The sequence below is a fragment of the Nonomuraea guangzhouensis genome, assembly GCF_019396345.1.
Taxonomy (GTDB): Bacteria; Actinomycetota; Actinomycetes; order Streptosporangiales; family Streptosporangiaceae; genus Nonomuraea; species Nonomuraea guangzhouensis.
In genome coordinates this window covers 110,796-134,375 of the sequence record NZ_JAHKRM010000019.1, presented here as the reverse complement: position 1 = coordinate 134,375, position 23,580 = coordinate 110,796, and the positions used below count along the sequence as shown (strand labels likewise).

The 23,580-nt window shown below is 67.4% G+C and carries 30 protein-coding genes; 14 read left to right on the top strand and 16 right to left on the bottom strand.

From position 1 onward, the window contains the following. Positions 1 to 60: 60 nt before the first annotated feature. Together KME78_RS35375 and KME78_RS35370 are read left to right on the top strand one after the other, a co-directional pair. Complete coding sequence (locus KME78_RS35375) at positions 61 to 894, top strand: helix-turn-helix domain-containing protein (protein WP_219533788.1); 834 nt, start codon at positions 61 to 63, stop codon at positions 892 to 894. After that, positions 879 to 1,094 (top strand): DUF397 domain-containing protein, encoded by a 216-nt coding sequence (locus KME78_RS35370; protein WP_219533787.1) that lies wholly within the window; start codon positions 879 to 881, stop codon positions 1,092 to 1,094. The genes KME78_RS35375 and KME78_RS35370 overlap by 16 nt, the downstream gene beginning before the upstream one ends. Positions 1,095 to 1,200: 106 nt before the next feature. Here KME78_RS35370 and KME78_RS35365 read toward each other — a convergent pair whose 3' ends face one another. After that, positions 1,201 to 1,590: a DUF1877 family protein gene (locus KME78_RS35365; protein ID WP_219533786.1), complete on the bottom strand. Its 390-nt coding sequence runs from the start codon at positions 1,588 to 1,590 to the stop codon at positions 1,201 to 1,203. 172 nt (positions 1,591 to 1,762) lie between these two features. Between KME78_RS35365 and qcrB the strand changes: the two genes are divergently transcribed. Beyond that, positions 1,763 to 3,403, top strand: coding sequence for a cytochrome bc1 complex cytochrome b subunit (gene qcrB / locus KME78_RS35360; RefSeq protein WP_219533904.1), 1,641 nt, complete (start codon positions 1,763 to 1,765; stop codon positions 3,401 to 3,403). A 99-nt stretch (positions 3,404 to 3,502) separates the two neighbouring features. Next, complete coding sequence (locus KME78_RS35355) at positions 3,503 to 4,057, top strand: dihydrofolate reductase family protein (protein WP_219533785.1); 555 nt, start codon at positions 3,503 to 3,505, stop codon at positions 4,055 to 4,057. Positions 4,058 to 4,072: 15 nt separating this feature from the next. Here KME78_RS35355 and KME78_RS35350 read toward each other — a convergent pair whose 3' ends face one another. Beyond that, on the bottom strand, positions 4,073 to 4,588 hold the full coding sequence (locus KME78_RS35350; RefSeq protein ID WP_219533784.1) for a hypothetical protein: 516 nt from the start codon (positions 4,586 to 4,588) through the stop codon (positions 4,073 to 4,075). Positions 4,589 to 4,829: 241 nt separating this feature from the next. Here KME78_RS35350 and KME78_RS35345 point away from each other — a divergent pair, with 241 nt between their 5' ends. The 4 genes from KME78_RS35345 to KME78_RS35330 all read left to right on the top strand — a co-directional run bounded on the left by KME78_RS35345 (position 4,830) and on the right by KME78_RS35330 (position 7,492). Then, positions 4,830 to 5,399, top strand: coding sequence for a CGNR zinc finger domain-containing protein (locus KME78_RS35345; protein WP_219533783.1), 570 nt, complete (start codon positions 4,830 to 4,832; stop codon positions 5,397 to 5,399). Between the two features lie 95 nt (positions 5,400 to 5,494). Next, positions 5,495 to 5,941, top strand: coding sequence for a VOC family protein (locus KME78_RS35340; RefSeq protein WP_219533782.1), 447 nt, complete (start codon positions 5,495 to 5,497; stop codon positions 5,939 to 5,941). Continuing rightward, positions 5,941 to 6,822 carry a pyridoxamine 5'-phosphate oxidase family protein gene (locus KME78_RS35335; protein WP_219533781.1) on the top strand — a complete coding sequence of 294 codons (882 nt, stop codon included), beginning with the start codon at positions 5,941 to 5,943 and terminating at the stop codon, positions 6,820 to 6,822. Before KME78_RS35340 ends, KME78_RS35335 begins: the two co-directional genes overlap by 1 nt. A 49-nt stretch (positions 6,823 to 6,871) precedes the next feature. Continuing rightward, positions 6,872 to 7,492 carry a TetR/AcrR family transcriptional regulator C-terminal domain-containing protein gene (locus KME78_RS35330; protein ID WP_219533780.1) on the top strand — a complete coding sequence of 207 codons (621 nt, stop codon included), beginning with the start codon at positions 6,872 to 6,874 and terminating at the stop codon, positions 7,490 to 7,492. Here the strand turns inward: KME78_RS35330 and KME78_RS35325 are convergent. Genes KME78_RS35325 through KME78_RS35315 form a run of 3 tightly spaced genes read right to left on the bottom strand, consistent with a single transcriptional unit; the run spans position 7,482 to position 9,227 of the window. Continuing rightward, positions 7,482 to 8,567 carry a Zn-dependent alcohol dehydrogenase gene (locus tag KME78_RS35325; protein ID WP_219533779.1) on the bottom strand — a complete coding sequence of 362 codons (1,086 nt, stop codon included), beginning with the start codon at positions 8,565 to 8,567 and terminating at the stop codon, positions 7,482 to 7,484. The genes KME78_RS35330 and KME78_RS35325 overlap by 11 nt on opposite strands. Positions 8,568 to 8,586: 19 nt before the next feature. Continuing rightward, positions 8,587 to 8,778, bottom strand: a complete 192-nt coding sequence (locus tag KME78_RS35320) for a ferredoxin (RefSeq protein WP_219533778.1) — start codon at positions 8,776 to 8,778, stop codon at positions 8,587 to 8,589. Next, complete coding sequence (locus KME78_RS35315) at positions 8,775 to 9,227, bottom strand: pyridoxamine 5'-phosphate oxidase family protein (protein WP_219533777.1); 453 nt, start codon at positions 9,225 to 9,227, stop codon at positions 8,775 to 8,777. The genes KME78_RS35320 and KME78_RS35315 overlap by 4 nt, the downstream gene beginning before the upstream one ends. Before the next feature lie 85 nt (positions 9,228 to 9,312). Here KME78_RS35315 and KME78_RS35310 point away from each other — a divergent pair, with 85 nt between their 5' ends. Then, positions 9,313 to 9,942, top strand: coding sequence for a class I SAM-dependent methyltransferase (locus tag KME78_RS35310; RefSeq protein ID WP_219533903.1), 630 nt, complete (start codon positions 9,313 to 9,315; stop codon positions 9,940 to 9,942). Here the strand turns inward: KME78_RS35310 and KME78_RS35305 are convergent. The 4 genes from KME78_RS35305 to KME78_RS35290 form a co-directional block, all read right to left on the bottom strand. Beyond that, the gene (locus KME78_RS35305) at positions 9,939 to 10,952 is read right to left on the bottom strand and encodes a DUF1702 family protein (protein WP_308127265.1); all 1,014 of its coding nucleotides are present in this window, start codon (positions 10,950 to 10,952) and stop codon (positions 9,939 to 9,941) included. The genes KME78_RS35310 and KME78_RS35305 overlap by 4 nt on opposite strands. A gap of 120 nt (positions 10,953 to 11,072) precedes the next feature. Continuing rightward, complete coding sequence (locus KME78_RS35300; protein ID WP_219533775.1) at positions 11,073 to 12,113, bottom strand: glycoside hydrolase family 15 protein; 1,041 nt, start codon at positions 12,111 to 12,113, stop codon at positions 11,073 to 11,075. Next, positions 12,110 to 12,826, bottom strand: coding sequence for a class I SAM-dependent methyltransferase (locus KME78_RS35295; RefSeq protein WP_219533774.1), 717 nt, complete (start codon positions 12,824 to 12,826; stop codon positions 12,110 to 12,112). Before KME78_RS35295 ends, KME78_RS35300 begins: the two co-directional genes overlap by 4 nt. A gap of 32 nt (positions 12,827 to 12,858) precedes the next feature. After that, positions 12,859 to 14,103 (bottom strand): glycosyltransferase family 4 protein, encoded by a 1,245-nt coding sequence (locus KME78_RS35290; protein WP_219533773.1) that lies wholly within the window; start codon positions 14,101 to 14,103, stop codon positions 12,859 to 12,861. A 249-nt stretch (positions 14,104 to 14,352) separates the two neighbouring features. Here KME78_RS35290 and KME78_RS35285 point away from each other — a divergent pair, with 249 nt between their 5' ends. The 3 genes from KME78_RS35285 to KME78_RS35275 all read left to right on the top strand — a co-directional run bounded on the left by KME78_RS35285 (position 14,353) and on the right by KME78_RS35275 (position 16,833). Beyond that, positions 14,353 to 15,375: a GDP-mannose 4,6-dehydratase gene (locus KME78_RS35285; RefSeq protein WP_219533772.1), complete on the top strand. Its 1,023-nt coding sequence runs from the start codon at positions 14,353 to 14,355 to the stop codon at positions 15,373 to 15,375. A gap of 77 nt (positions 15,376 to 15,452) precedes the next feature. After that, positions 15,453 to 16,010 (top strand): helix-turn-helix domain-containing protein, encoded by a 558-nt coding sequence (locus KME78_RS35280; RefSeq protein ID WP_219533771.1) that lies wholly within the window; start codon positions 15,453 to 15,455, stop codon positions 16,008 to 16,010. Next, positions 16,003 to 16,833, top strand: coding sequence for an SRPBCC family protein (locus tag KME78_RS35275; protein WP_246652623.1), 831 nt, complete (start codon positions 16,003 to 16,005; stop codon positions 16,831 to 16,833). The genes KME78_RS35280 and KME78_RS35275 overlap by 8 nt, the downstream gene beginning before the upstream one ends. On the opposite strand, the gene KME78_RS35270 is transcribed toward KME78_RS35275, so the two are convergent. Further along, positions 16,830 to 17,294, bottom strand: coding sequence for a MarR family winged helix-turn-helix transcriptional regulator (locus tag KME78_RS35270; protein ID WP_219533770.1), 465 nt, complete (start codon positions 17,292 to 17,294; stop codon positions 16,830 to 16,832). The two genes, KME78_RS35275 and KME78_RS35270, sit on opposite strands and share 4 nt — an antisense overlap. A gap of 76 nt (positions 17,295 to 17,370) precedes the next feature. Between KME78_RS35270 and KME78_RS35265 the strand changes: the two genes are divergently transcribed. Next, on the top strand, positions 17,371 to 18,231 hold the full coding sequence (locus tag KME78_RS35265) for an LLM class flavin-dependent oxidoreductase (protein WP_219533769.1): 861 nt from the start codon (positions 17,371 to 17,373) through the stop codon (positions 18,229 to 18,231). Positions 18,232 to 18,622: 391 nt separating this feature from the next. Here KME78_RS35265 and KME78_RS35260 read toward each other — a convergent pair whose 3' ends face one another. Beyond that, on the bottom strand, positions 18,623 to 18,814 hold the full coding sequence (locus KME78_RS35260) for a hypothetical protein (protein ID WP_219533768.1): 192 nt from the start codon (positions 18,812 to 18,814) through the stop codon (positions 18,623 to 18,625). Positions 18,815 to 19,715: 901 nt separating this feature from the next. Between KME78_RS35260 and KME78_RS35255 the strand changes: the two genes are divergently transcribed. Beyond that, complete coding sequence (locus KME78_RS35255; RefSeq protein ID WP_219533767.1) at positions 19,716 to 20,552, top strand: type IV toxin-antitoxin system AbiEi family antitoxin; 837 nt, start codon at positions 19,716 to 19,718, stop codon at positions 20,550 to 20,552. 124 nt (positions 20,553 to 20,676) lie between these two features. Here the strand turns inward: KME78_RS35255 and KME78_RS35250 are convergent, their stop codons facing one another. From KME78_RS35250 to KME78_RS35230, 5 genes are all read right to left on the bottom strand, one after another. Further along, positions 20,677 to 20,895 (bottom strand): cupin domain-containing protein, encoded by a 219-nt coding sequence (locus KME78_RS35250; protein ID WP_246652622.1) that lies wholly within the window; start codon positions 20,893 to 20,895, stop codon positions 20,677 to 20,679. Positions 20,896 to 20,999: 104 nt separating this feature from the next. Then, positions 21,000 to 21,434: a cupin domain-containing protein gene (locus KME78_RS35245; RefSeq protein WP_219533765.1), complete on the bottom strand. Its 435-nt coding sequence runs from the start codon at positions 21,432 to 21,434 to the stop codon at positions 21,000 to 21,002. A 106-nt stretch (positions 21,435 to 21,540) separates the two neighbouring features. Further along, positions 21,541 to 22,392 carry a permease-like cell division protein FtsX gene (locus KME78_RS35240; protein WP_219533764.1) on the bottom strand — a complete coding sequence of 284 codons (852 nt, stop codon included), beginning with the start codon at positions 22,390 to 22,392 and terminating at the stop codon, positions 21,541 to 21,543. Positions 22,393 to 22,448: 56 nt separating this feature from the next. Beyond that, the gene (locus tag KME78_RS35235) at positions 22,449 to 22,946 is read right to left on the bottom strand and encodes a hypothetical protein (protein ID WP_219533763.1); all 498 of its coding nucleotides are present in this window, start codon (positions 22,944 to 22,946) and stop codon (positions 22,449 to 22,451) included. A gap of 21 nt (positions 22,947 to 22,967) precedes the next feature. Then, entirely contained in the window at positions 22,968 to 23,441 is a 474-nt protein-coding gene (locus KME78_RS35230; protein WP_219533762.1) for a carboxymuconolactone decarboxylase family protein, read from the bottom strand. Between the last annotated feature and the right edge of the window lie 139 nt (positions 23,442 to 23,580).

Sequence of the window (23,580 nt, the reverse complement as noted above, 5' to 3'; positions counted from 1 at the left end):
AGTCCCACCGGTGGGAATTGTTGTGTGATCCTGTGGGATCGGACAGGGAGCAGCCCCCCAATGCGTCCTGCCAAAGAGTTGAATCCAGACGCCAGCGCGGAGGCCCGTTTTGGGTACGAACTACGTCAGCTTCGTCTTGAAGCAGGACTGACCCAAGGGCAACTCGGCCACAAAATCGGGTTCTCCGCCAATCTTGTCGGTTCGGTCGAACGAGCCGTACGCACACCGACCGAGGCGCTCGCCAAACGATGCGAGGAGAGACTGAGGCTGGAGCCGGGTCGCCTGGTCGACCTCCTGCCTGTCGGCAAGCGGGAGCCAATGCTCAAGACGTTCGCTCCCTGGCTCGATATCGAAACGATGGCTAGGGAGCTCTGGACCTGGGAACCGACCATCGTCCCTGGGCTTCTGCAGACGCCTGAATACGCCCGAGCCATCCTGGAGGGAAAGCCGGGGGTTACCGGCGACCAGGTGGAGGAGGCGGTCAGGTCCCGGATGGCGCGCAAGGAGATCTTCCAAAGGGACAGCCCACCCACGCTCTGGGCGGTCCTTGATGAGTCCATCCTTTACCGTCCGATCGGGGGTGAAAGTATCACCCGCAATCAACTGTCGTACCTCGTCGAAGTGGCTCATAGTCCGTGTATCACGATCCAAATCCTTCCGCTCAGTGCCTGCATAACGGCTGGACTGCTCGGAGGTTTCGTGATCGCGCATATGACAGGCGGGTCGAGCGCGGCCTTCGTCGACAGCCCGGTATCAGGAAAGGTGTGGGGCAAAGCGGCTGAGATCGAGATTCTCCACCTCCGCTATCAGATGTGCCGTGCGGAAGCCCTTCCCCAGAGCCTGTCTATCAAGAAGATCGAGGAGAGGTTGGAGCAGGGATGGACCTGGAACTGAACGAGGAACTCAGGACTGCCGGTTGGCGGAAGTCCTCGTTCTCCGGCGACAACGGAAATTGCCTGGAGGTGGCCCCGCTGTCTGCCGGCCGCGTGGGCATCCGCGACACCGAGCGACCTGACATGCAGCCCTATGTGGTGAGCGCGTCGGTGTGGGCAGCGTTCATGGACGGCGCCAAACGAGGAGAGTTCGACTTCTAGTAACACATCGCGATCATGGTTGGGCTCTGCGCTGGTAGTGGTGGCGGCGCCAGTGTGACCAGCGCAGAACGTCCGTGATGGAGCGGCACTGGCCCGGCACGGGTCGTCAGTACCAGGACATCGTCATACCCGCGTCCGCGTGAACGGCCGCGCTGTACGCCTCCTTGAGGTCGGCGAAGTACAGCGTGAAGTACTCCTCGTCGTCGCCGTTGACGTTCTCGGTCGTCCGTAGGCCCGTCATGAACTGCTCGACAGTGACGGGCGAAAGGCGCTCCCAGAAGGCTCTGACCTGTTCGGGGGCGAGTCGGCCCACGAATCCTTCCTCCGACCCCTCGGCGTCGACGCCGTCCGGACCTCCCACCCCGTGAACGATCTCGTCGCCGTCGAGCCCCAGTGCCTCCAGCCCCACGCGAAGGTAGTGCGCGCTGTCGTCGAGGTCGTAGCTACCAAGCTTCTTTCCGTCCCTGACGACGTCGATGTAGACGCAGACCCCCACGGTTGCCTCCCTCGTATGCCGTGACTCGGCCTTCGGCGACGAGCGTATATGTGCGTAGATGCGCTGCGGAGGGCGCCTGGCGCGGGCGGACATGTCACATTTCCACGCTCTGCAGTGTCTATACGGGGAGATGTTCAACGAGAACGGGGAGCGATATGTGGGTAGATCACGGATGAACGAGCTCAAGGCCATCCCGAAGGCCGTCTCAAGCCCCTCGAACTTCCTCGACGAGCGGCTCGGCATGGCCAACTTCCTCAAGCGCAACATGCGCAAGATCTTCCCCGACCACTGGACGTTCCTGCTGGGGGAGATCGCGCTGTACGCGTTCGTTCTCCTGCTGCTGACCGGGACGTTCCTGACGTTCTGGTTCAAGCCCAGCATGGCGGAGATCGTCTACGACGGGTCGTACGCCCCGCTCAAGGGCGTCATGATGTCCGAAGCCTACGCGTCGTCGCTGGAGCTCAGCTTCGACGTCCGGGGTGGCCTCCTGGTCAGGCAGATGCATCACTGGGCGGCGCTGATCTTCGTGGCGAGCACTATCGTGCACGCGCTGCGGGTGTTCTTCACCGGCGCCTACCGCAAGCCGCGCGAGCTCAACCATGTGATCGGCGTGCTGCTGCTGACGCTGGCGCTCCTTGAGGGGCTGACCGGCTACTCCCTGCCTGACGACCTGCTGTCCGGAGCCGGTCTGCGGATCACCCAGGGGGTGCTGGTCTCGCTGCCGCTGGTCGGTACTTACGCGTCGTTCTTCCTGTTCGGGGGTGAGTACCCGGGCGGGGATGTCATCTCCCGGTTCTTCTCGCTGCACATTCTGCTCATCCCGGGCATCATCCTGGCGCTGGTCACCGCTCACCTGGTGCTCATGTGGATGCAGAAGCACACCCAGATGGCCGGCAAGACCCAGACGAACAAGAACGTGGTGGGGGCGCCGTTCTATCCGGCGTTCATGGCCAAGGCGGGCGCGTATGTCCTGTTTACGTTCGGGGTGATCGCGGGGCTGGCGACGTTCGCCCAGATCAACCCGATCTGGCTGTTCGGGCCCTACACACCCGCCGACGTGTCGGCGGGTTCGCAGCCCGACTTCTACATGGGCTTCCTCGAAGGCGCGCTGCGCATCATGGGGCCGTGGGAGATCAACCTGTTCGGCACGGCCCATGCGGGCACACTGCCGCTCAACGTCATCATCCCGGCGCTGGTGCCGCTGGGCGTCGTCTTGACGGGCCTGGCGTTGTACCCGTTCCTGGAGCAGTGGGTGACGGGGGACAAGCGCGAGCACAACTTCGCCGAACGCCCGCGCGACAACCCGCACCGCACGGCGATCGGCATGACGGCCGTCGTGTTCTATGGCGTGCTCTGGCTCCTCGGTGCCAACGACGAGATCTCCGCCAATTTCCAGATCAGCCTCAATGTGACGACGTACGCGGGCCGGGTGCTGATCTTCGTGGCGCCCGCCCTGGCGTACCTGATCACGTACCGGATGTGTCTGGGGCTCCAGCGCTACGACGCGGGCACCATTTCCCATGGCGTTGAATCCGGTGTGATCAAGAGGTTGCCCAGCGGCGCGTTCGTCGAGGCCCACGTGCCGGCGGCGGACGACATCGAGGCACACGTGCGGGGCAAGGAGCCAGTGCCGATGCTGGCGGCCGCCGAGCCCGACAGCGCGGGCATCCCGCCGAAGGGCATGCGCGGCCCCCTGGGCAGACTACGCGGCCGGATGTCGAAGGCGTACGGGGGCGAGAAGGTCCCCCTCGACGACGGTCACGGGGCCGGAGAGCTGGAGCGCGCGGGCGACGACCGTACGCTGATCAACTAGCCGAAGATCCGCCGAGTAGGGCACCTGAAGAAAATCGTAAGCGGGACCTGAAATGTTGTGGGTGTCACCGAGAGGCACCCCGACACTGAGGAGATTCCGATGCGCAAGCTCATCAACTCGACCTACATCACCCTCGACGGCGTCATCGAGAACCCGATGTGGACGATGCCCTACTTCGACGACGAGGCCGCCGCCTTCGCCGGCGAGCAGACGAATGCCGCCGACGCGCTGCTGATGGGCCGGGCCACGTACGACGGCATGTCCGCCGCCTGGCCGACCCGGGACGAGAGCGACCCGAGCACCGGCGCGGCCTACTTCAACAACGTCAAGAAGTACGTCGCCTCGACCACTCTGACCGACCCCACGTGGAAGAACACCGAGGTGCTGCAGGGCGACCTGGTCGAGGAGGTCACCAAGCTCAAGGCCCAGGACGGCAAGGACATCCTGCAGTACGGCTTCGGCTCGGTCACCACGCAGCTCATCAGGGCGGGTCTGCTGGACGAGGTCCGGTTCTGGATCACCCCGGTCCTGGAAGGCGGCGACAGCGTGACGACGCCGCTCAAGGACTTCAAGGCGTCGTTCAAGTTGGTCGACACCAAGGTCATGAAGAGCGGCGTGATCATCGCCTCCTACCGGCCGCAGACGGCCGAGTGACGGATGGGCCCGCGATCACGACAGCGAGGTGGTCTCGGCGAAACGGATCTCGCTGAACAGCTTGAGTGTCACCGGCCGCAGCCGCAGTCGTGCCTCGCGCGGCCAGCGCATGCTCAAAGACGGAAACACCGTCTCCAGGACGATCTTCAGGTAGGGGTGGCCGGAACGACCGACGGGAATCTTGGCGCACAGAGCGGACACGTCCGTGAAGGTCTCCCGTCGGCCGAGCCGCAGCCGGGTCCGCCCGCTGAACTGGTTCGGGATCCCGGCGGCTTCGAGGCTCACCGACTCCCACAGCAGCTCGGCCGTCTCCTCCTCCCGCAGCCACGTCGGCCGGGTCGGCAGCGGCAGTCGCAGGGTGAATCCCGCCAACAGCCCGGCCGGGGTCAGCCGGAAGGAACCCTGGAACCACGGCAGCTCGTCGAGGAGCCGAGGGCCGTTCAGGGTGCTCATCGACAGGCTCGCCGCACTGGCTTCCATGGCGATCCGCCAACTGGTGGGGTCGGTGTAAGGGACTTCCGGGATGGACACCAACGGGATTCATCTCCCCTGCGCGGACGCCTGGACTTACGGGCGGCTACCTATATGACGCTCGGGCGGCTACCTATAAGACACTTCAACCGCGGAAAATGTGACACTCACGGGCTCTCGAAGGAGACCGTCTCCGTACTCAGTCGGTGAGGCCGTCGTACCGCTGAGGCGTCCTGACCTTCAGCGGACTTACCCGGGGACTCTCACGGGTGAGGGTGTCCGCGGGCGTTAGATTGGGGGAATGTCCTTGACCCTCGATTTCGTCAGCACGGTCAGGGCGGAGCGGTCCGGATTGGTCGACCGCCTGTCCGACGTCGAAGGCCTGACGGTCTGGGTGCGCGAACACGCGGCCGACCTCGACGTCGATCCCGGCTTCACCGCCACGGAGGAACTGCGCGAGCAGACCGTACGCCTGCGCCAGGCCGTACGCGCGTTGTTCGCCAAGGCCGTGTCCCCGGAGCCGCCGAGCCGGGCGGACGCGGCGGCCCTGCCCGGTTTCGCCGAATCGCTGGCCCTGGTCAACGCCGCCGCCCTGGCTGCCCCGCGAGCCCCGCAACTGTCCTGGAGCGGGGAGCCGGCCCTCGTCGTCGTGCCCGCCGTGCCGGTCGAGCCGTCGGCACGGGTCCGGGCCGCGATCGCGACGGCGGCGGTCGAGTTCCTGGCGGGGCCCGAACGGGCGCAACTGCGTACCTGCCAGGCCCCACGCTGCGTGCTCTATTTCCTGAAGGAACACCCACGTCAGGAGTGGTGCTCGACCGCCTGCGGCAACCGTGCCAGAGCGGCCAGGCACTACCGGGAGCACAAGAAGTGAGCCGCATCTAACGCTTGCGACGCCGGTTTGCCGTTATATAGTGTTTTCTAACGGCCGATCGGCCGTCCATGCGTTAGATGATGGGGGAGTGTGGAATGTCGTCGTTCCAGACCGGGCACATCGGGCTCAACGTCACCGACCTCACCAAGTCCTTGGACTTCTACCAGCGCGTCTTCGGCTTCACCACGGCGGGCGAGCGACAGCACGAGGGGCGCCGCTACGCGTTCCTGTTCCAGGGCAGCACGCTCATGCTGACCCTCTGGCAGCAGAGCGAGGGTCGCTTCGCCACCGCGCGGCCAGGGCTGCACCACCTGTCGTTCCAGGTCGCCGACCTCGCGGCAGTACAGGAGGCCGAGGCGGTCATCAGGGAGATCGGAGCCACCCTCCACCACGACGGCGTCGTGCCGCACGGCGAAGGCGCGTCCTCGGGAGGCGTGTTCTTCGAGGATCCTGACGGCATCCGCCTGGAGATCTTCGCCCCGGACGGCGCCGGCGACCGCCCCGCGCCCACCTCTGGCGCACCGACCTGCGGGTTCTTCTAATGGTTTCGCATCCGGGCGAGGTGGCCGTCCAGCAGCGGGCGGGAGTGCGGGGCGGGGAGTACGGCAGTTCGCGCACCCGCCCGGAGATCCCGGAGGTGGCGGCCGAGTTCCTGCGGCAGCAGCAGCTGCTCGTCGCCGGCGCGGCCGACGACCTGGGCCGTCTCTGGGCGAGCGTGCTGACCGGCCCCGCCGGTTTCGCCTCCCCCGAGGACGACCGCACGATCGTCGTACGCGCCCTGCCCGGCGCGCCCGACCCCCTGCACGGGCTGTTCGCCGGGGAACGCGACCTCGGGCTGCTCGCGATCGAGCCCCACACGCGGCGCAGGATGCGGGTGAACGGCACGGCCGTGCAGGCGGGCGAGGCACTGGTGGTATGGACGGAGCAGGTCTACTCGAACTGCCCCAAATACATCCAGACCCGCGAGCCCACGACCGCCTCGGGCGGCACCCCGGTCGGCCTCGGTGCCGGGACCGCGCTGACAGCGCGTCATCAGGCGTGGATCGGCGCGGCGGACACGTTCTTCATCGCGACGGGCGCCGAGAAGCTCGGGGCGGACGTCTCGCACCGGGGCGGCAATCCAGGGTTCGTGAAGGTCACGGGGCCGGGGTCGCTGGTGTTCCCGGACTACGTCGGCAACTCGATGTACATGACATTGGGGAACCTGGAGGTGAACCCGGCGGCCGGGCTGCTGTTCGTGGACTGGGAACGCGGGGAGACGCTGCACCTGACCGGCCGGGCCCAGGTGGACTGGGATCCGGGGGACGTGCCGGGGGCGCAGCGGCTGGTCCGGTTCGAGCTGGAGGAGTGGGTGCACGTCGCGGGCTCGGTCTCGGCGGGCTGGACGGCCCCGGGCTACCACCGCTTCAACCCACCGGTCTAGAGCCCTTGCGACGGCAAACCGTGTGCTGCGCTTCCGGGATAATTTCCGCATGAGCAAGGCCGCGAAGCCCACCCTGAGCCAGGAGTACATCGCGGGTGTCGCGTTGTCGGTGATCGACTCCATGGGGCTCGGCAAGTTCTCCATGCGCAAGCTCGGTGCCGAGATCGGCGTCGACCCGATGGCGGTCTATTACTACTTCGACGATCAGGAGGCGCTGTTCGACGCCGTCGCCGAGCTGATGTTCGACGAGTTCGGCGTCGACACGCTGCCCTGGCGGGGCACGTGGCGCGCGCTGCTCGAACAGTCCTACCGGCGCATGCGGGACACGCTGGCCGCGCACCCGCATGCCGTGCCGGTGTTCGCGTCCCGGCCGATCAGGTCGGCCAAGGCCATCGCCACGGGCAACCAGACGCTCGCGGCCCTGGGGGAGGCCGGATTCGCGCCCGAGGTCGCCCTGCAGATGACGCGCTCCCTGCGCGACTACACCATCGGCCACGCGATGGGCCTGGCCGCCGTCCAGCTGGGCGCGCGGCGGCGCAGCCGGAAGCCCGAGCCAGGGGCGCCCGGCTACAACCTGCTCGCTGAAAGTGCCGATGCCGTAGATATCGACCAGCACTTCGAGCTCGGCCTCACCGCGATGCTGGACGGCTTCGAACGGCTCAGTCCATGAGGACGATCTGGCGCAGCACCTCGCCGCCCTTGAGCGCGGCCACGGCGTCGTTCAGGTCCGCCAGGCGGATCCGGGCGCTGATCATCGACTCCAGGTCGAGCTGGCCGGCCTTGTAGAGCTTGGCGAAGTAGGGGAAGTAGTGCCGTACGTCCGCTTCGCCGTACAGGCTGGAGAGCAGGTTCTTGCCCTCGAACAGCAGGCTGAACGCGGAGATCGACACCATGTCGTCCACCGCGCCCGCGCCGACCACGATGACCTCGCCGCCCGCGCGGGTGACCTGCCACGCGCTCTGGATGGTGGCGGCCTTGCCGACCACCTCGAAGCCGTAGTCGAAGCCGCCGCCGGCGGTCAGCTCGTTCAGCGCCTCGGGGACCTGCTCGGGGGTGACGGCGTGGGTGGCGCCGACCTTCTTGGCCAGCTCGTGCTTGGACTCCAGGGGGTCGATCGCCAGGATCGTCCGGGCGCCGGAGATGCGCGCGCCCTGGATGACGGACAGGCCCACGCCGCCGCAGCCGATGACGGCGACGGTCGAGCCGGGCCGTACCTTGGCGGTGTTGATCGCGGCGCCCACGCCGGTGGTGATGCCGCAGCCGATCAGCGCGGCCGCCTCCCACGACACGTCCGTGTCGACCTTGATCGCGCCCTGCCAGGGGATGACGATCTCTTCGGCCCAGGTGCCGCACCCGGCCATGCCGAACGCCGTCTGGTCGCCGCCGAAGCGGAAGTTGCCCTTGGTGAACGCCTCGATCACGTACTTCATGCAGAGGTACGGCTGGCCGCCCAGGCACAGGTCGCAGTCCTGGCAGGACGGACGCCAGTTGATGATCACGTGATCGCCCGGCTGGACCGAGCTGACATGCTCGCCCACCTCGACCACCTCGCCCGCGCCCTCGTGACCCGGGACGAGCGGCACGGGCTGCGGCAGCACGCCGGACATGGCCGACAGGTCCGAATGGCAGACGCCCGTAGCCTTGATCCGCACCCGTACGTCGGTGGGTCCGACGGGGGCGAGGGTGACATCGTCGCGGATGTCGAGCTTGTCGTCGCCTACGGCATGCAGAAGGGCGGCGCGCATGGGGGGTTCCTCCTCCGGGCTATTCCTCTAGGGAAAGAGCGGCTTTGGGGCAGGACCGGACCGCGTGACGGACGCGGTCCAGGAGTTCGGGCGGTGGTTCCGGGAGCAGGATGTGCAGCTGGTCGTCATCATCCACGTCGAACACCTCGGGTGCGAGCCCCATGCACACCGCATTGGCTTCGCAGACCATTTCATCGACTTTGATCTTCATGTGAGCCTCCTGTGGTCCCATGAGACCACTTTGGTGCGCTCGACGATGTATGCGACCCGCTTTCGTCCGGTTTGTTCGACATAAGGCAGCAGGAGTTCGTCCGCCACGTCCGGGGTCATCCTGCGTGTGACGTGCAAGCCGACCGCCAGGACCTGCTCGGGCTCGTCCACTCGCTTGGCCTCGCCGTACAGCAGGACGCCGCGCAGCTCGTTGTAGTCCTCGCCCGTCTCGATCAGGCAGCTCACCCGGGGGTCGCGCTCCAGGTTGCGGACCTTCTGCGCCTTGGCGTAGCTCCAGAAGGCGATCCGGCCCTCGTCGAGCCCGTAGAACATGGTCACCAGATGTGGCGTGCCGTCCGGGTTGATGGTCGCGAGCTGGAGCTTGCGGGCCCCTTCCAGGAAGGCCGTGACCTCGTCCTCGGACATCGCGATGCGAGCGCGCTGATTCACGTTGCCAAGTAGAACAGGTTGCAGAATGCCGGGCAAGGGGGCGCTGGAATGTTGTTCGGTTCTACTAGGGTGCATCCCTATGACGATGCCGCCTGAACTGCGATTCGCAGCCAAGCAAGCCAAGGGATTCATGCCGGAAAGGGAGGGCCTGGCGCTGTTCGAGGCGGCTTGCCGGTACGGCAAGCTTGGACCGATCTGTGAGATCGGCACCTACTGCGGCAAGTCGGCCATCTACCTCGGGGCGGCGGCCAGGCTGGCCGGGTCCGTGGTCGTCACCGTGGACCACCATCGCGGCTCGGAGGAGATCCAGCCGGGCTGGGCCCACCACGACCCGACGCTGGTCGATCCGCGGTTCGGCAAGATGGACTCGCTGCCGACGTTCCGCCAGACGATCGCCGCCGCCGGGCTGGAGGACGAGGTGATCGCCGTGGTGGGCCGCTCGGAGCAGGTGGCCCGGCTCTGGAACACGCCTTTGGGCATGCTGTTCATCGACGGCGGACATTCCGACGATCCGGTGACGCGCGACTACGAGGGCTGGGCGCCGCACGTCATGGCGGGCGGCGCGCTGGTCTTCCACGACATCTATCCGGACCCGGCCACGGGCGGCCAGGCTCCCTACCGGATCTACCAGCGGGCGCTCGCCTCGGGCGCGTTCGCCGAGACCTCGGCCGAGGGCTCGCTGCGCGTCCTGGAACGGGTCGCTCCGGGGATCTAGCCACGCGTCCTGGAACAAGTTCGCTTCCCGCGTGCCCACGCTCTGCGGGTGTGGGCCCGCCAGGACTGGAAGTCCTCGTGGGTGTGCGGGTCATGGCCGAGCTCGATGAGCGCCCCTTCGGCCCACGCGCCGGCCTCGTCGGGCTCCGCGCCCGCCAGGATCGGTACGGCCAGCGCCACGTGATCCGGCAGTGCCCGCGCCTGGAGCCCGGCCGACACGGCGAACGCGCACCCCTGGGCCAGATGGGCACGGAACCCGTCGGCCCCCGCATGGTCGGCCAGCCACCACAGCTCGTCGGCGGTGGCGCCACCGGTGTGCGTGGCCGCGAACCCGACACCGCTCCACAGATCGCCCCGCCGGCCCGCCGGGAAGGAGGCGATCCTGGCGGCCACGTCGTCCGGAGAGGCGCACTCGTGATACCAGAGCAGGCGGCCCAGGCCCTGGTCGAAGATCGCGCAGTGGGCCCTGGTGAGCAGATCGGGCATGGTCCGTTCGCCGACCATCCGGTCGGCCCGCGCCAGGCTCCACTGGAACCCGAACCCGTCCACGGCCAGCCAGCGGAACAGCGGGTGCGTCCGCCGGATGCCCCACACGGGCCGCAGGCGCAGCAGCGCGTAGCCGCGCCCCGCGCCCACGTGCACGGCGTGCGGGTGAAGTCGGGCGGGGCCGGCCAGTAGCTCGTGAAGGCGCCGGCCCCGGGTCATGGTGAGCAGATCGAGCACGGTGCAGGCGGCACCGGCCCCCTCATAGGCGAAGCTCCGCTGCTCAGGCGACATTTCTTCGATCTTGCAGACTTCACGCGACACAGCGGCGTTGAACCCGAAAAGGTATGACCGCTCGGCCCCTTCGACGACCACCCGGCAATGTCCCTGCCGTAGCCGGAACCTCCGCCGGGCCAGATCGGCCTCGGACCGCTCCTTCAGCAGCAGCTTCCGTAGTCCGCGAACCGGCGAAAGCGTCGGCTCAGTCCTGTCCTGCTCCAAGAACGCTGTTGTGCCCGTGTCGCCCACGCTTCCCCCGAAGACGCCTCGTACGGCCACTCACGAAGCTAGTAACCCCAATGGGGCGTTCAGCGGTGCCGCTCCGCATTTCCCGGCAAAGAACCCGCAAAAGCCCTTGCGCGTACAAGATCACGCACGGGCGGGAGTGCACCCACACAGATGCGGGTCGGCGGGGGAGACGGAGGCGGCGCTGATGTCGCGGAAGATCCCCGCTCCCGGGGAGAAGGTGAACAACGCGTCCGCCGCGAGCACCGCCGCCGCGGCCGTGTATCCGCTCCGCTCGTGCGGAAAGTGGCGGTTGTTGATGAACTGCCACCCCGTCCAGTACGAGCCGTCCTCATGGCGCAGGTGCTGCATGTCGGCGAACAGCCGGGCGGCGCGCTCACGGTCGCCCAGCGCGTCGAGGGCCAGCGCCAGCTCGCACGTCTCCGCGCCCGTCACCCACGGCTGGTCCGAGACGCACCGGATGCCCAGCCCCGGCACCACGAACGTGCTCCACTCCCGCTCCAGCAGCTCCTCCGCCGCCGGACCCCGGACGGCGCCGCCGAGCACCGGGTAGTACCAGTCCATGGAGTAGCGGCTCTTGTCGGTGAACGCCTCCGGGTGCGCGGCCAGCACGTGGGCCAGGCGGTCGGCGGCCAGCTCCCAGTGCGGCTGCGGGTCACCGAGGTGGTCGGCGAGCAGGACGCCGCAGCGCAGGCCCTGGTGGATCGACGAGCAGCCGGTGAGCAGCGCGTAGGCGGAGGCCCGGCCCTGGGCGTCGCGCTCCCAGACGATCTCGCCGCGTTCGGTCTGCAGCCCCACGACGTAGTCGAGCGCCCTCTTGACCATCGGCCACCTGAGCTCGGTGAACCGCTGGTCGCCCGTCACCAGGTGGTGGTGCCAGAGGCCGGCCGCGACGTAGGCGGCGTGGTTCGACTCGCCGCCCGGCTCGGTGGCGACGCCGTCGACCAGCTTCATCGCCCACGAGCCGTCGTCGCGCTGGTGCCGGGCCAGCCAGTCGTAGCCCCGCGTGACGGGGTCGCGCAGGCCGGCCACGGTCATCGCCATCAGGCACTCGACGTGGTTCCACACGTCCACGTGGCCTTCCGGCCACGGCACGCCGCCGTCGTCCTGCTGGATCGCCGAGATGCTCAAGGCCGTCCGAACGGCCTCCTCGCGTGAGATCACGCGGCGGGCTTCCTCACGTAGAGCACCACGCTCTTGCCGATGAGCGGGTTGAGCAGGGATTCTGCCAGCCGGGTGAGCGGCGGGCGCTTCATGATGTCCCAGACCAGCAGCTCGTGGTACGCCTTGGCGAGGGGGTGGTCGTCGTTGTTGACGCCGACCGCGCACTTGATCCACCAGTACGGCGCGTGCAGCCCGTGGGCGTGGTGGTGGGGACCGATGCGGAAGCCGGTGGACTTCAGCTTGGCCGACAGCTCAGCCAACGTATAAATCCGGACATGTCCGCCGGGGGCCGTGTGGTAGTCCTCGTCCAGCGCCCAGCAGATCCGCTCGGGCAGGAAGCTCGGCACGGTGATCGCGGCCGTGCCGCCGGGCTTGAGCACCCGGAAGATCTCCCGCATCGCGGCCATGTCGTCGGGGATGTGCTCCAGCACCTCGGCCGCGATGACCCGGTCGAAGGAGCCGTCCTCGAACGGCATGTCCAGCGCCGTCCCCTGAACGGTCTCGCCACTGGCCTCCGGCGGCACCTCGCCCGCCTTGTCCATCGCCACGAACATGGCCGCCACGCTGTCCAGCTCGGACTGGTCCATGTCGAAGGCGACCACGTCCGCGCCCCGGCGCAGCACCTCGAACGCGTGCCGGCCACCGCCACAACCCAGGTCGAGCACGCGCACGCCGGGCCCGACCGGCAGCCGGGCGAAGTCCACCGTCAGCACTTATCGATCTCCTTGAAATCTCGAAGCTTCGGTCAGCGGGTACGGCGGGCCGCGATGGCCTCGCGGTACGCCTCGACGGTCTTCTTGGCGACGACACGCCAGGTGTAACGCTCCATGACCCGCTCGTATCCGGCCTTGCCCACCCGCTCGCGCTCCTCCGGGGAGTCGTGCAGGCGGCGCAGCACCGCGGCCAGCTCCTCGGCGTCGCCGGGCGCGACCTGGATCGCGGCGTCCCCCACCACCTCGGGCAGCGCGCCCGTACGGCTGGCGACCAGCGGCGTGCCGCAGGCCATGTGCTCCACGGCCGGCAGCGAGAACCCCTCGTACAACGAGGGCACCACGGAGACTTCAGAGGTGGCGATGAGCTCGCCCAGCTCGTCGTCGGAGATGCCGTGCACGAAGCGGACCCGGTCCTGCAGCGACAGCTCCTGTACGAGCTGCTCGGTGGGCCCGCCGGCGGTCGGCTTGCTGACCACGGTGAGGCTGACGTCGCGCTCGGTGGCCAGCTTGGCCACGGCCCGCAGCAGCGTGGCGACGCCCTTCATGGGGGAGTCGGCACTGGCCACCGCCACGATCGAGCCCTTTTTCTTCGGCTTCTCGGGACGTGGGTGGAAATAGCGGGTGTCGACGCCGAGCGGGATCAGGCGCATGTTCGCCTGCGGAACGTTGAAGTCGCGGTGGATGTCGGCCAGCGACGACTCGCTGACGGTCAGGATCGGGCTCAGCCGGGGCGCGACCTTGGCCTGCATCTTCACGAACGCGTACCAGCGGCGCATGGTCAGCTTCTTGGCGCCGGTGGCGGCCTCCAGCTCGATGCGCCGGTCCACGCTGATCGGGTGGTGGATGGTGCCGACCACCGGGAACAGCTTCTGGATGCCGAGCAGCCCGTAACCGAGCGTCTGGTTGTCCTGGACGACGTCGAAGTCGCCGACCCGCTTCTTCAGCGCGCGGTGCGCCCGCAGCGTGAACGTCAGCGGCTCGGGGAACCCGGCGGTCCACATGGTGCCGACTTCCAGCCAGTCGATCCAGTCGCGGTACTCGTGCAGCTTCGGGGTCCTGAACGGGTCCTCGTCGCGGTAGAGGTCGAGACTCGGCACCTTCTGGAGGATCACGCCCTCGTCCAGCTCCGGGTACGGCTGGCCGGAGAACACCTCGACGTGATGCCCAAGGGCGACCAGCTCGCGGCTCAGGTGGCGGAGGTAGACACCCTGGCCGCCACAGGTCGGCTTGCTGCGGTAGGACAGCAGTGCGATCCGCAGCGTGTCGCTCACGGACACCCCTTTCTCGCCGGTAAGCACCCAGAGATGGGCGTGTACCGTGAAGATGACCTTAGTCCGAGAAGGCTACCATTCGGTAGGTCATCTGGAATTGTTCACAACTGCCGCCAAAGGCCGTGCGAACTGCGATGTTGGCATGACCGAGCGCGGTTCGGTGGAACGTGTTCTAGGAGGCTTTGGTGCTGTATCGAGGCGCTTAGCTGTACATTCCCGTCCAAACGGACGCGGTCGTGATAGTGGGAGGACCCCTTGGCCAGGCGCGCTCTGATCACCGGCATCACCGGCCAGGACGGTTCCTATTTGGCGGAGTACCTGCTCGGTCAGGGGTACGAGGTGTGGGGGCTGGCGCGTGGCCAGGCCAACCCGCGCGTGTCGCGGCTGCGCAAGCTGCTGACCGACGTTCAGGTGGTCCGCGGCGACCTGCTCGACCAGGGATCGCTGATCTCGGCGGTGGAACGGGTTCAGCCCGACGAGGTCTACAACCTGGGCGCCATCTCGTTCGTGCCCATGTCGTGGGAGCAGGCGGAGCTCACGGCCGAGGTGACGGGGATGGGCGTGCTGCGCATGCTGGAGGCCATCCGGGTCTGCTCCGGCGTGTCGCGCGGCAACGCCGCCTCCGGCCAGATCCGCTTTTATCAGGCTTCGTCGTCGGAGATGTTCGGCCAGGTCAGCGAGACGCCCCAGACGGAGCGCACCGCCTTCCACCCGCGCTCGCCGTACGGCGTGGCCAAGGCGTACGGGCACTTCCTCACGCAGAACTACCGCGAGTCCTACGGCATGTACGCGGTCTCCGGCATCCTGTTCAACCACGAGTCGCCCCGGCGTGGCGCCGAGTTCGTCACCCGCAAGGTCTCGCTCGGCGTGGCGCGCATCAAGCTCGGCCTCGCCACCGAGCTCCGGCTCGGCAACCTGGAGGCCCGGCGGGACTGGGGTTTCGCGGGCGACTACGTACGGGCCATGCACCTCATGCTCCAAGCCGGCACGCCCGAGGACTACGTGATCGGCACCGGGCGCATGAAGTCGGTCCGCGAGCTGGTCGAGGCCGCCTTCAGGGCGGCCTCCCTGGACTGGGAGCAGTACGTCGTCACCGACCAGGCCCTGCATCGGCCCGCCGAGGTCGACCTGCTCTGCGCCGACCCCAAGAAGGCCCGGGTGCAGCTCGGCTGGGAGCCGACGATGCCGTTCGACGAACTGGTGGCGACGATGGTCGAGGCCGACCTCCGCCTGCTGTCGAACGGCGGCGACCCCGACCAGGACAGCTCCTGGCCCTGATCGACCCCGATGCGCGGTGCTCCTTCGAGCATGCCCTATTGACAAAATACTGTTTTACGTAAAGGATGATTTTTGCGATGAGAGATGTCCTGTACCTGGAACAGATCGAGCAGGCCGAGGCGCTGCTCAAGCCGCAGCGCGTCGAGGTGCTGCGGCAGCTGGCCGAGCCGCGCACCTGCACTGAGGTCGCGGCCCGGCTCGGTCAGACGCCCCAGCGCGTCTACTACCACGTCAAACGGCTGGTGGACGCGGGCTTGGTCGACCTGGTGTCGGAGCGGAAGGTGCGCGGTGTCCACGAGGGCATCTACCAGGCGGGCGCGCGTTCGTACTGGCTGTCACCCCGCCTGGTCGGCCGCATCGGTCTGCGCAAGACGCAGGACGAGCTGAGTCTGGGTTACCTGCTGGACCTGATGGAAGAGGTGCAGGCGGACATCGCGGGACTCGACAGGACCGCGACGGAGCTGCCGTCGATCGGGCTGTCGGGGGAGATCCACGTGCGCCCCGAGGACCGTCAGGAGTTCCTGAACGAGCTGCAGGGGATGCTGCAAGACCTGTTCACGAGGTACGGCGGAGCGGAAGGTGACGCCTTCAAGCTCGCCGTCGCCTGTTACCCCAAGGGAGACGAACATGAGTGAGCCCATGACTGTCCGCGCCCGTGTCCAGGCATCGGTGAAGGAGGTGCACCACGCGCTGACCGACGCCGCGACGATGCGGCTCTGGCTGGCCGAGCACGCCGAGGTGGACCTGCCGGACCGCTACGCGTTCTGGGGGCGCCACACCCCCGAGGGCGACGCGCCGCACCAGCGTCCGCTGCACGTCGACGAGCGCACGGTGCGGTTCTCCTGGCTGCTGGACGGCGAGGACACCACGGTCGAGTTCGGCCTGGAGGAGGAGGGCCCCGAGACGACCGTCGTGTCGGTGTCGCAGACCCACTTCGACTTCCAGGAGGCGCTCGCGGAGTCGACGATCCGCGGGGTGATCCAGACGTACTGGTGCCTCATGCTGGCGAACCTGGCCGAGCACTTCGAGGGCCGCCCGCTCACTCCGAAGCCCGACTTCACCGCCTCCGACCTGCGGGCGGAAGTGCTGATCGCCGCCTCCGCGGAGAAGGTCTTCGACTCACTGATCGACTCGGAGACGGTGACTCGCTGGTTCGGGTTCCCGATCGAGATCGAGCCGCACGTCGGTGGCCGGTTCGCCATGGGCGGGCTGGCGGACAACCCCAATCCGGCGAAAATCGTCGAGCTGGAGCCGGGGCGGAAGCTGTCCGTCGACTGGGGCGGCGTCGGGGTCAGCACCTGGGAGCTGGCGGAGTCCGGCGGCAAGACGCGGTTGACGATGGTGCAGAGCGGATTCGACCGCCCGCCGTACGCGGCCTGGCTCGGCACCGTGTCCGGCATCTCCGAGCTGCGGCGCTTCCACGAGGTGGCCGACTGGAGCCCCATCTGGGTGTCCTAGTCGCTCTCCTCCCCCAGGTGGGTCAGCACGGTGCTCGCGACGGCCCCCAGGACGTCGATCTGCTCCGGAGTCAGCAGGTCGATGAAGTGGCGGCGCACCGACTCCACATGATCGGGGGCTGCCGCCTCGATGGCCCGCAGCCCCTCCTCGGTCAGCACGATCACGGCACCGCGGCCGTCCGTCTCGCACTCCTCGCGGGTCACCAGGCCGCGTTGTTCCATCCGTGAGATGTGCCGCGACAGCCGGCTCTTCGACCACAGCATCCGCTCGGCCAGCTTGGTGAGCCGCCGCCGGTGCCCCTCGCTTGACGACAGGGACGACAGCACGTCGTAGTCGGCGGCCGACAATCCCGAATCCCGCAGCAGATCACGGCTCACCTGGGCGTCCAGGAGCAGCCGCATCCGGCGGTAGCCGAGCCAGGCCCGGAACTCGGCCTCATCCAACCAGCGCGGGTCACCCATGCCGCTCAGACTAGTTGACGTGTAACCAACTTTGGTTTTAGGTTCCATGTAAACCAAATCTGGGGAGGCGGCGCACATGTTCGGTGTGGGTATCTCGGCTTCGGCGGCTCCGGGCGCCGATCCGGTCGGGGACGCGCGGTTGGCCGAGGAGCTGGGGTTCGACTTCGTGTCGACGTCCGACCATCCGTGCGGCACGTCGCCGACGTACGAGATCTGGACGCTGCTCACCTGGATCGCCGCCGCCACCTCGCGGATCCGCGTCGCCACGCGGGTCCTCGGGGTGCCGTACCGGCCGCCCGCGATGGTGGCCAAGATGGCGGAGTCACTGCACCGGCTCTCCGGGGGGCGGTTGATCCTGGGGCTCGGCGGCGGCTATTCGGACGAGGAGTTCCGGGCGTTCGGGCTGGGCGTGCCGACGCCGCGGGAGAAGGTCGACGGGATGGTGGAGGCGATCCACATCATCCGGGGGCTGTGGTCGTCGCCGTCGTACAGCTATCAGGGCGACCGCTATCACACGCTGGACGCCACGATGGAGCCCAAGCCGGTCAGTCCGATCCCCATCTGGCTGGGCACGTACGGCAACCGGGCGCTGGCGGCCACGGGGGAGCTGGCGGACGGATGGATCCCGTCGCTGGGCTTCGCGCCGCCTGAGGTGGCGGTGGGGATGCGGGCTCGGGTGCTGGCGTCGGCTGGTCGGGTGGGGCGGGAGGTGGAATGCGTGTACAACGTGCCGGTGCTGGTGGGCGGGACCTCGGCCTCGGACGAGCCCTTTACGGTGGCGGGCTCGGCCGGGGAGGTGGTGGAGGGGTTGCTGGGGTTGATGCGATTGGGGTTCACCTCGTTGAACCTCATGCCTGTGGGGGCGGACTTCCGTGGGCAGCTGGAACGGCTGGCCACTGACGTCCTTCCGGAGCTGCGCGCGTTTTCTGCAATATGATCTAGAATTCCGGATCATGATGAGTACGGAAGCGAGCACGCGTGAAATCATCAGTCCGCCTCATGCTGGCTTCCGTGATGCTTGCTGCCGTTGCAGGCTGCTCGTTAGTCCAAAAAGTGACGGGCTTGGACTGCGTCAACGACCCCACGGAGCCATGGTCTGAGCTCGCCGGCCGCGATGCGATCCTCGGACGACCGGCGCCACAGACCGAACCGCTGGGAGTTCAGTACGTATCGTTGGCATGCGAGGACGAGGACGGTATCGCGGAGGTAGGGCGCCGATACAGATTCAACGGCTCTCCGCTCGAGGTCGCCGCCTATTACAAAGAGCAAGCTCGCGCGGTCGGATGGGTTCTGACCAAAGATGGCACCGAAGATCTGCGAAGACGCTATCAAACAACGGAGGGATGGCCCTCCGAGACGTGCTTCTCAAAGAACTTCGGTGCTTTCAGGGCGGATCTCCAGATCATTTTTGATTTCTGGTCGCCGAGCGTGGAGAAGAACCCATCCGGGCAAGCGTACTGGTTGGAGATATCGTTCTCCCCAGAAGGCGGTAACTGCGCAAATTCGGTGAAGAGTCCCACAGGTTCTCCATATCGGCCTTGATGCGGAAGGGCGCTGCTGCCCATCCACGTCGAGTCGGCCCAGGCGCTGATGGAATCCGTGCCTGAAGGTTATGCGGCCAACTACGGGGTTGCTTTCCCCGTCCGCCGAGGGTCGCCGATCAGAGGAGGTCTGCTGTGGCCTAGCGGCGCCTGTGGATAAGGGTGTGTCCGCGGAGTCGGCGGGCGAAGGTCTCGGGATCGAGCGCTGGCGTAGACGGCTTCCTATTTGGCTGCATCATCCATCAGTAGAGAGTTTCATGTGAAACTAAACCAGAAGATAAAATACACGATATTAGCACTCAATATAGTCGGACTGGCTATGACCGTCGCTTCTATCGTCACCTGGATAGCGACCGGTACTAGCTCCAGCACCATGGGCCAACTACTGCTCAATGGTGGGCAGCTTATTCTGCTGCCTACCTCGATAGTCACGCTTGTTCTGGTCGTCCGGGAGCGCCAGAATTCGCATCGTCGCTGATCTCGGCGAACCATACATGGTCGGGGCCGCGCCCGCCTGAGCGCCAGCAGGGCGGTCGCCCCGCGGCTGCAATCCCAGTCTGAACCGCTTTCTCAACCTCGGCACCAATGGCGCCTCGGTGCCCTCGTCCTCGATCCCCGGACCGCCAACCGCCACGCCTTCACCGGCGGCAACTCCATCAATGACATCCAACTCGACGGACACATCCACTGACGGAAATGGAACGGCTCGACGCCGACGTCCTTCCGGTTTGCACACATCCCTCGTCGTAGCCGCGTGGTTGTCCACAAGCGATTGTTGAACCGTTTATCTATCCACAGCCGCTGCGGACGAGTGTCAGCCCATCCACAGAACCCGATTCGGCGCCGACCATCGCTTGGCCGCTCACCCATCCTGGACAGCGTGAACCAACCCCTCCCGGAACCCTCCCTGTCAGCCAAGTCCTCCCTGCAGCCCTCTCTGGCGGAGCGGGCCCGGCGCGTCACACAGTCGGTTCCCCAGGCGGTCGCGTGCCGTCGTACGGCCGCCCACATCTGGGGCCTGCACGTGCTGAGCCTCGACACCGCCGAGGACGACTGGCCGGTTGAGCTCATAGCCCCCGGCCACCTGGCGATCCCCGGCTGCGTCACCCACGTGACCACCCTGCCCGCCGACGACATAACGGAGCACGAGGGCGTCCGTCTCACCACCCAGGAGCGCACGGCCCTCGACTGCGTCCGCTGGCTTCCCCGCATGGAGGCCGTGGCCGCCCTGGACCAGTTCCTCCGGCGCGGAGTGGATCTGGAGGCCCTCTGGCACCAGTCGACCTCATGGCACCAACGTGACGCGCTGAGCCTCGCCGACCGGGGTGCCGGCTCGCCTCGGGAGAGCTGGCTACGCGTGATCCTCGTGGACGGCGGCCTCCCCAGACCCACCACCCAGATCCGCGTACCCCTGGCGGACGACCGCTTCGCCTACCTCGACCTCGGCTGGCCGGACTTCCAGGTGGCGGTCGAATACGACGGTCAGCAGCACCACACGTCGTCCGCCGACCAACTCCACGACGAGCGACGCCGCGCGGAGCTGCGCGGCCTCGGCTGGCGGATCATCGCGGTCCGTCGAGACATCTTCCCGGGCCAGACCGCCGACCTCCTCCATCAAGTGGCGGACACCCTCATCCAGCAGGGCTGGCAACCAGGCGCCCGCCAGACGACCCGCATCCTCGCCCGCATCAGAGCCGCTCGCCGCCGCCGTTCATGACAAGCCTCCGAACGGGAGAGGTGGCCCGGCTCCACCAGGCAACGTCCGCCGGCAAGCTGGTCGAATGGCCGTCTGGCAACGCTGAAGGCGGGAACCGAAGCCGGTTCCCGCCTCTCTTCGGCGTTCAGCGCGCGGTGGTGAACAGGAACACGCTGTCCTGCACGGCCTCCACGCGGTGACGGTGTTCGGGCATGACCAGCAGGTCGCCTGGCAGCCCGTCCCACGAGTCAGGCCCGGCCACAAGCCGCACCTGCCCGTGCAGCACCTGCACCGTGACCTCGCCAGGATGCTCGTGTTCGTGGATGTGCTCGCCCTGCCGCAATGCCATCACGGTCTGCCGCAACGAGCGATCGTGTCCACCGTGGACAGTGGTGGCACTGCGGCCACTGTTCGCCTCACGGGCAAGCGTGAGGTGATCGCGGACGAGCGCGGTCAGCGGAACCTTGGTCATGACCGCGGCGCGCGGCGGTCTCGCCGGGCTTCCAGTTCCTCCGGGCTGACCGGGATCAGCATCGGCTGCCCTGGTGCGCAGAACATCGTCACCACGAACTGCGACTCCTCGTCGGCGAGGTGGTTGCCGTCCTGGTAGTGGATCACGTCCCCACCGGGCTCCCAGAACGTCTCACCGGGCCGGACGACCCGCACGGGGTCGCCCTCGAGCTCGAAGTTGACGGCGCCCTTGATCACGTACCCGTACGCGGGGCCGGAGTGGCGGTGCGGCGGCGCACCGGGGCTGTTCGGGGGCAGCGTGACCAGGATCGTCATCGCCTCGGCCCCCTCAGGCGCGGGCGGCGCCCCCGGTACGGTGCCGACCACGTCGAGCTTCGGCGGCGGGCCGCTCTTGTCGGGGTTGTCGAGGTGGTGAGTGTGATCGGTTTTCATGAGGGTTCCCCTCGCGGGACAGTGGCCGGCACGATCCGGCCGTTCACCAGCTCAGACAAGACAGCACCTCGATGTGTGACAACGCCGCCCTGAACAAGCAGATGCGTCAGCGATGCCGCAAGACCTTCTCCACCCCGGAAAGCTCTTTGAGCGCGGCATTGATCGGGGTGAGGTTGGACGGGTCGGCCAGTACGAGGTGGAAGCTCTCACCGGTGACTGACGCGATGGTCTTCGAGTTGAAGATGCTGTCGGCGAAGATATTCCGCCAGTTTCTGACCGCGTGCTCTCGCGGCTCCAAGTAGATCTTCTTCACGCCTTCGAGGTTCCGCAGCGCCTCGAAGATGGCGTCACGCTCAAGGTCTGTGGTCTGACCCCGGCCCTGGCAGGCCCCCTGGTCATTCCGAGGAGCGCAGAGCCTGACCTGCGCGTGGGCCTTGCCGAGCCAGAAGTCCGTTCTCCATTCATGGGCCGAGGCGACCCCGGGCAGTTTCGCCAGCCTGTTGGCCTGCTTGGCGTTCACGACCTTGACCTTGGCCTCGAAGGATTCGGGCATGTCGCTTTTGAGGGTGGCTGCGATCAGGGACGTGTTGTGACGGAACTCTTCGCGGAACTTCCGGAAGGACTCGTCCTGGTTCACGAACCGCACCCTGGAAACTCCAGGCAGCCGCTTGAGGAGCTTCTCGAGTCTCCTTTTCTGCTCTGCCGTCGTCGCCCTGCCGTGACAGCTCGGCATCGTGCTGTTCTTCGAGCACAGAAACACCGAGAGGGTCCCGGACTTCGGCCACGGCCCCTTGGGCGGGGGCAGCGGCGAGTCCCCCTGCTCCATCACAGCGTCGACGCCGTTCGCAACTGTCTCACCCAGCGTCTTCATCCCCGCAGGGACATCTGCCGAGGCCGCAGCCACCCCGCTGGTCGCCAGCGCCGTCGTCAACGCCACAACCGCCCACCTAAGCCTCATGCCGGGACATGATCCTCATCGGAGGAGACCTTGGTCAAACGTAATTTTCACCGGCATCAGAGGGCCAGCAGGGCCATGAAGGCCATGCTGGCCGCCATTCCGGCTGAGCACGCGTTCTGGTTGAGCGCCCTTCGATCCGTGCCCCAATCGGTCAGAACGCGGATGAGCCGCGCGCAGGTCCAGGCCAGCCCGATGACCAGGGCCACCGTGGTCAGTGACCCGCCTCCATGCGCGTGCGCGTGCCCGAACGAAGCGCCGGCGGGAGCGGGCCCGCTGATCGCCGTCAGCACCAAGAGAAGGGCCATGACCACGAAGTCCTGGATGTGCTGACCGGTCTCCGCGCGGCGGGAGGGGGAGCCGCAGAGCCAGGCGGCGGTCAGCAGCGCGAGCACCGTGACGGAGAGGAACAGGCCGCCCAGATGTCCGGTCGCCATGCCGAGCGCCATGACGACGTGCGGCCATCTCCTGGCAGGGCGCGCGGAGGGCACCAGAGCCGGGGCGAGGGCCAGGACGCAGCCGACCGACACCGCCATCGTGTGGAGGAAGGCATGCATCAGGCGGCCAGGTTCTGCTCGTTATCCGAACTGGCCGGGCTGGTAGTCGCCGGCGGGCTGCTGGGTGATGACGTTCAGCCGGTTGAAGGCGTTGATGATGGCGATGAGGGACACCAGGGCGGCGAGCTGGTCCTGGTCGTAGTGCTTGGCGGCGTTGGCCCAGGCCTCGTCCGTGACGCCACCGGCCGCGTCGGCGATGAGGGTGCCCTGCTCCGCCAGTTCCAGGGCGGCGCGCTCGGCCTCGGTGAACACCGTGGCCTCGCGCCAGGCGGCGACCAGGTTGAGGCGTACCGAGGTCTCCCCGGCGTGCGCGGCCTCCTTGGTGTGCATGTCGGTGCAGAAGCCGCAGCCGTTGATCTGACTGGCGCGGATCTCCACCAGTGCCTGCGTCGCGGCCGGTAGCGTCGAGTCCGAGAGGACCCTGCTCGCCGAGGCGATGTGCTTCATGACCTTGCCTGCGGTCGGGTTGCCGAAGAGGTTCAAGCGGGCATCCACGATGCACTCCTTGCCGTTGTTGGTGGGGTTACCTCCCTCTAGACAGGACAGCCCGGCAAGTTGTGACAGGAACGCCCCGGAGAGCGGACGTCCGCGGGCCGGCCGGCACTCATGACGGCGCTGGCCGGCCGTACGTCTG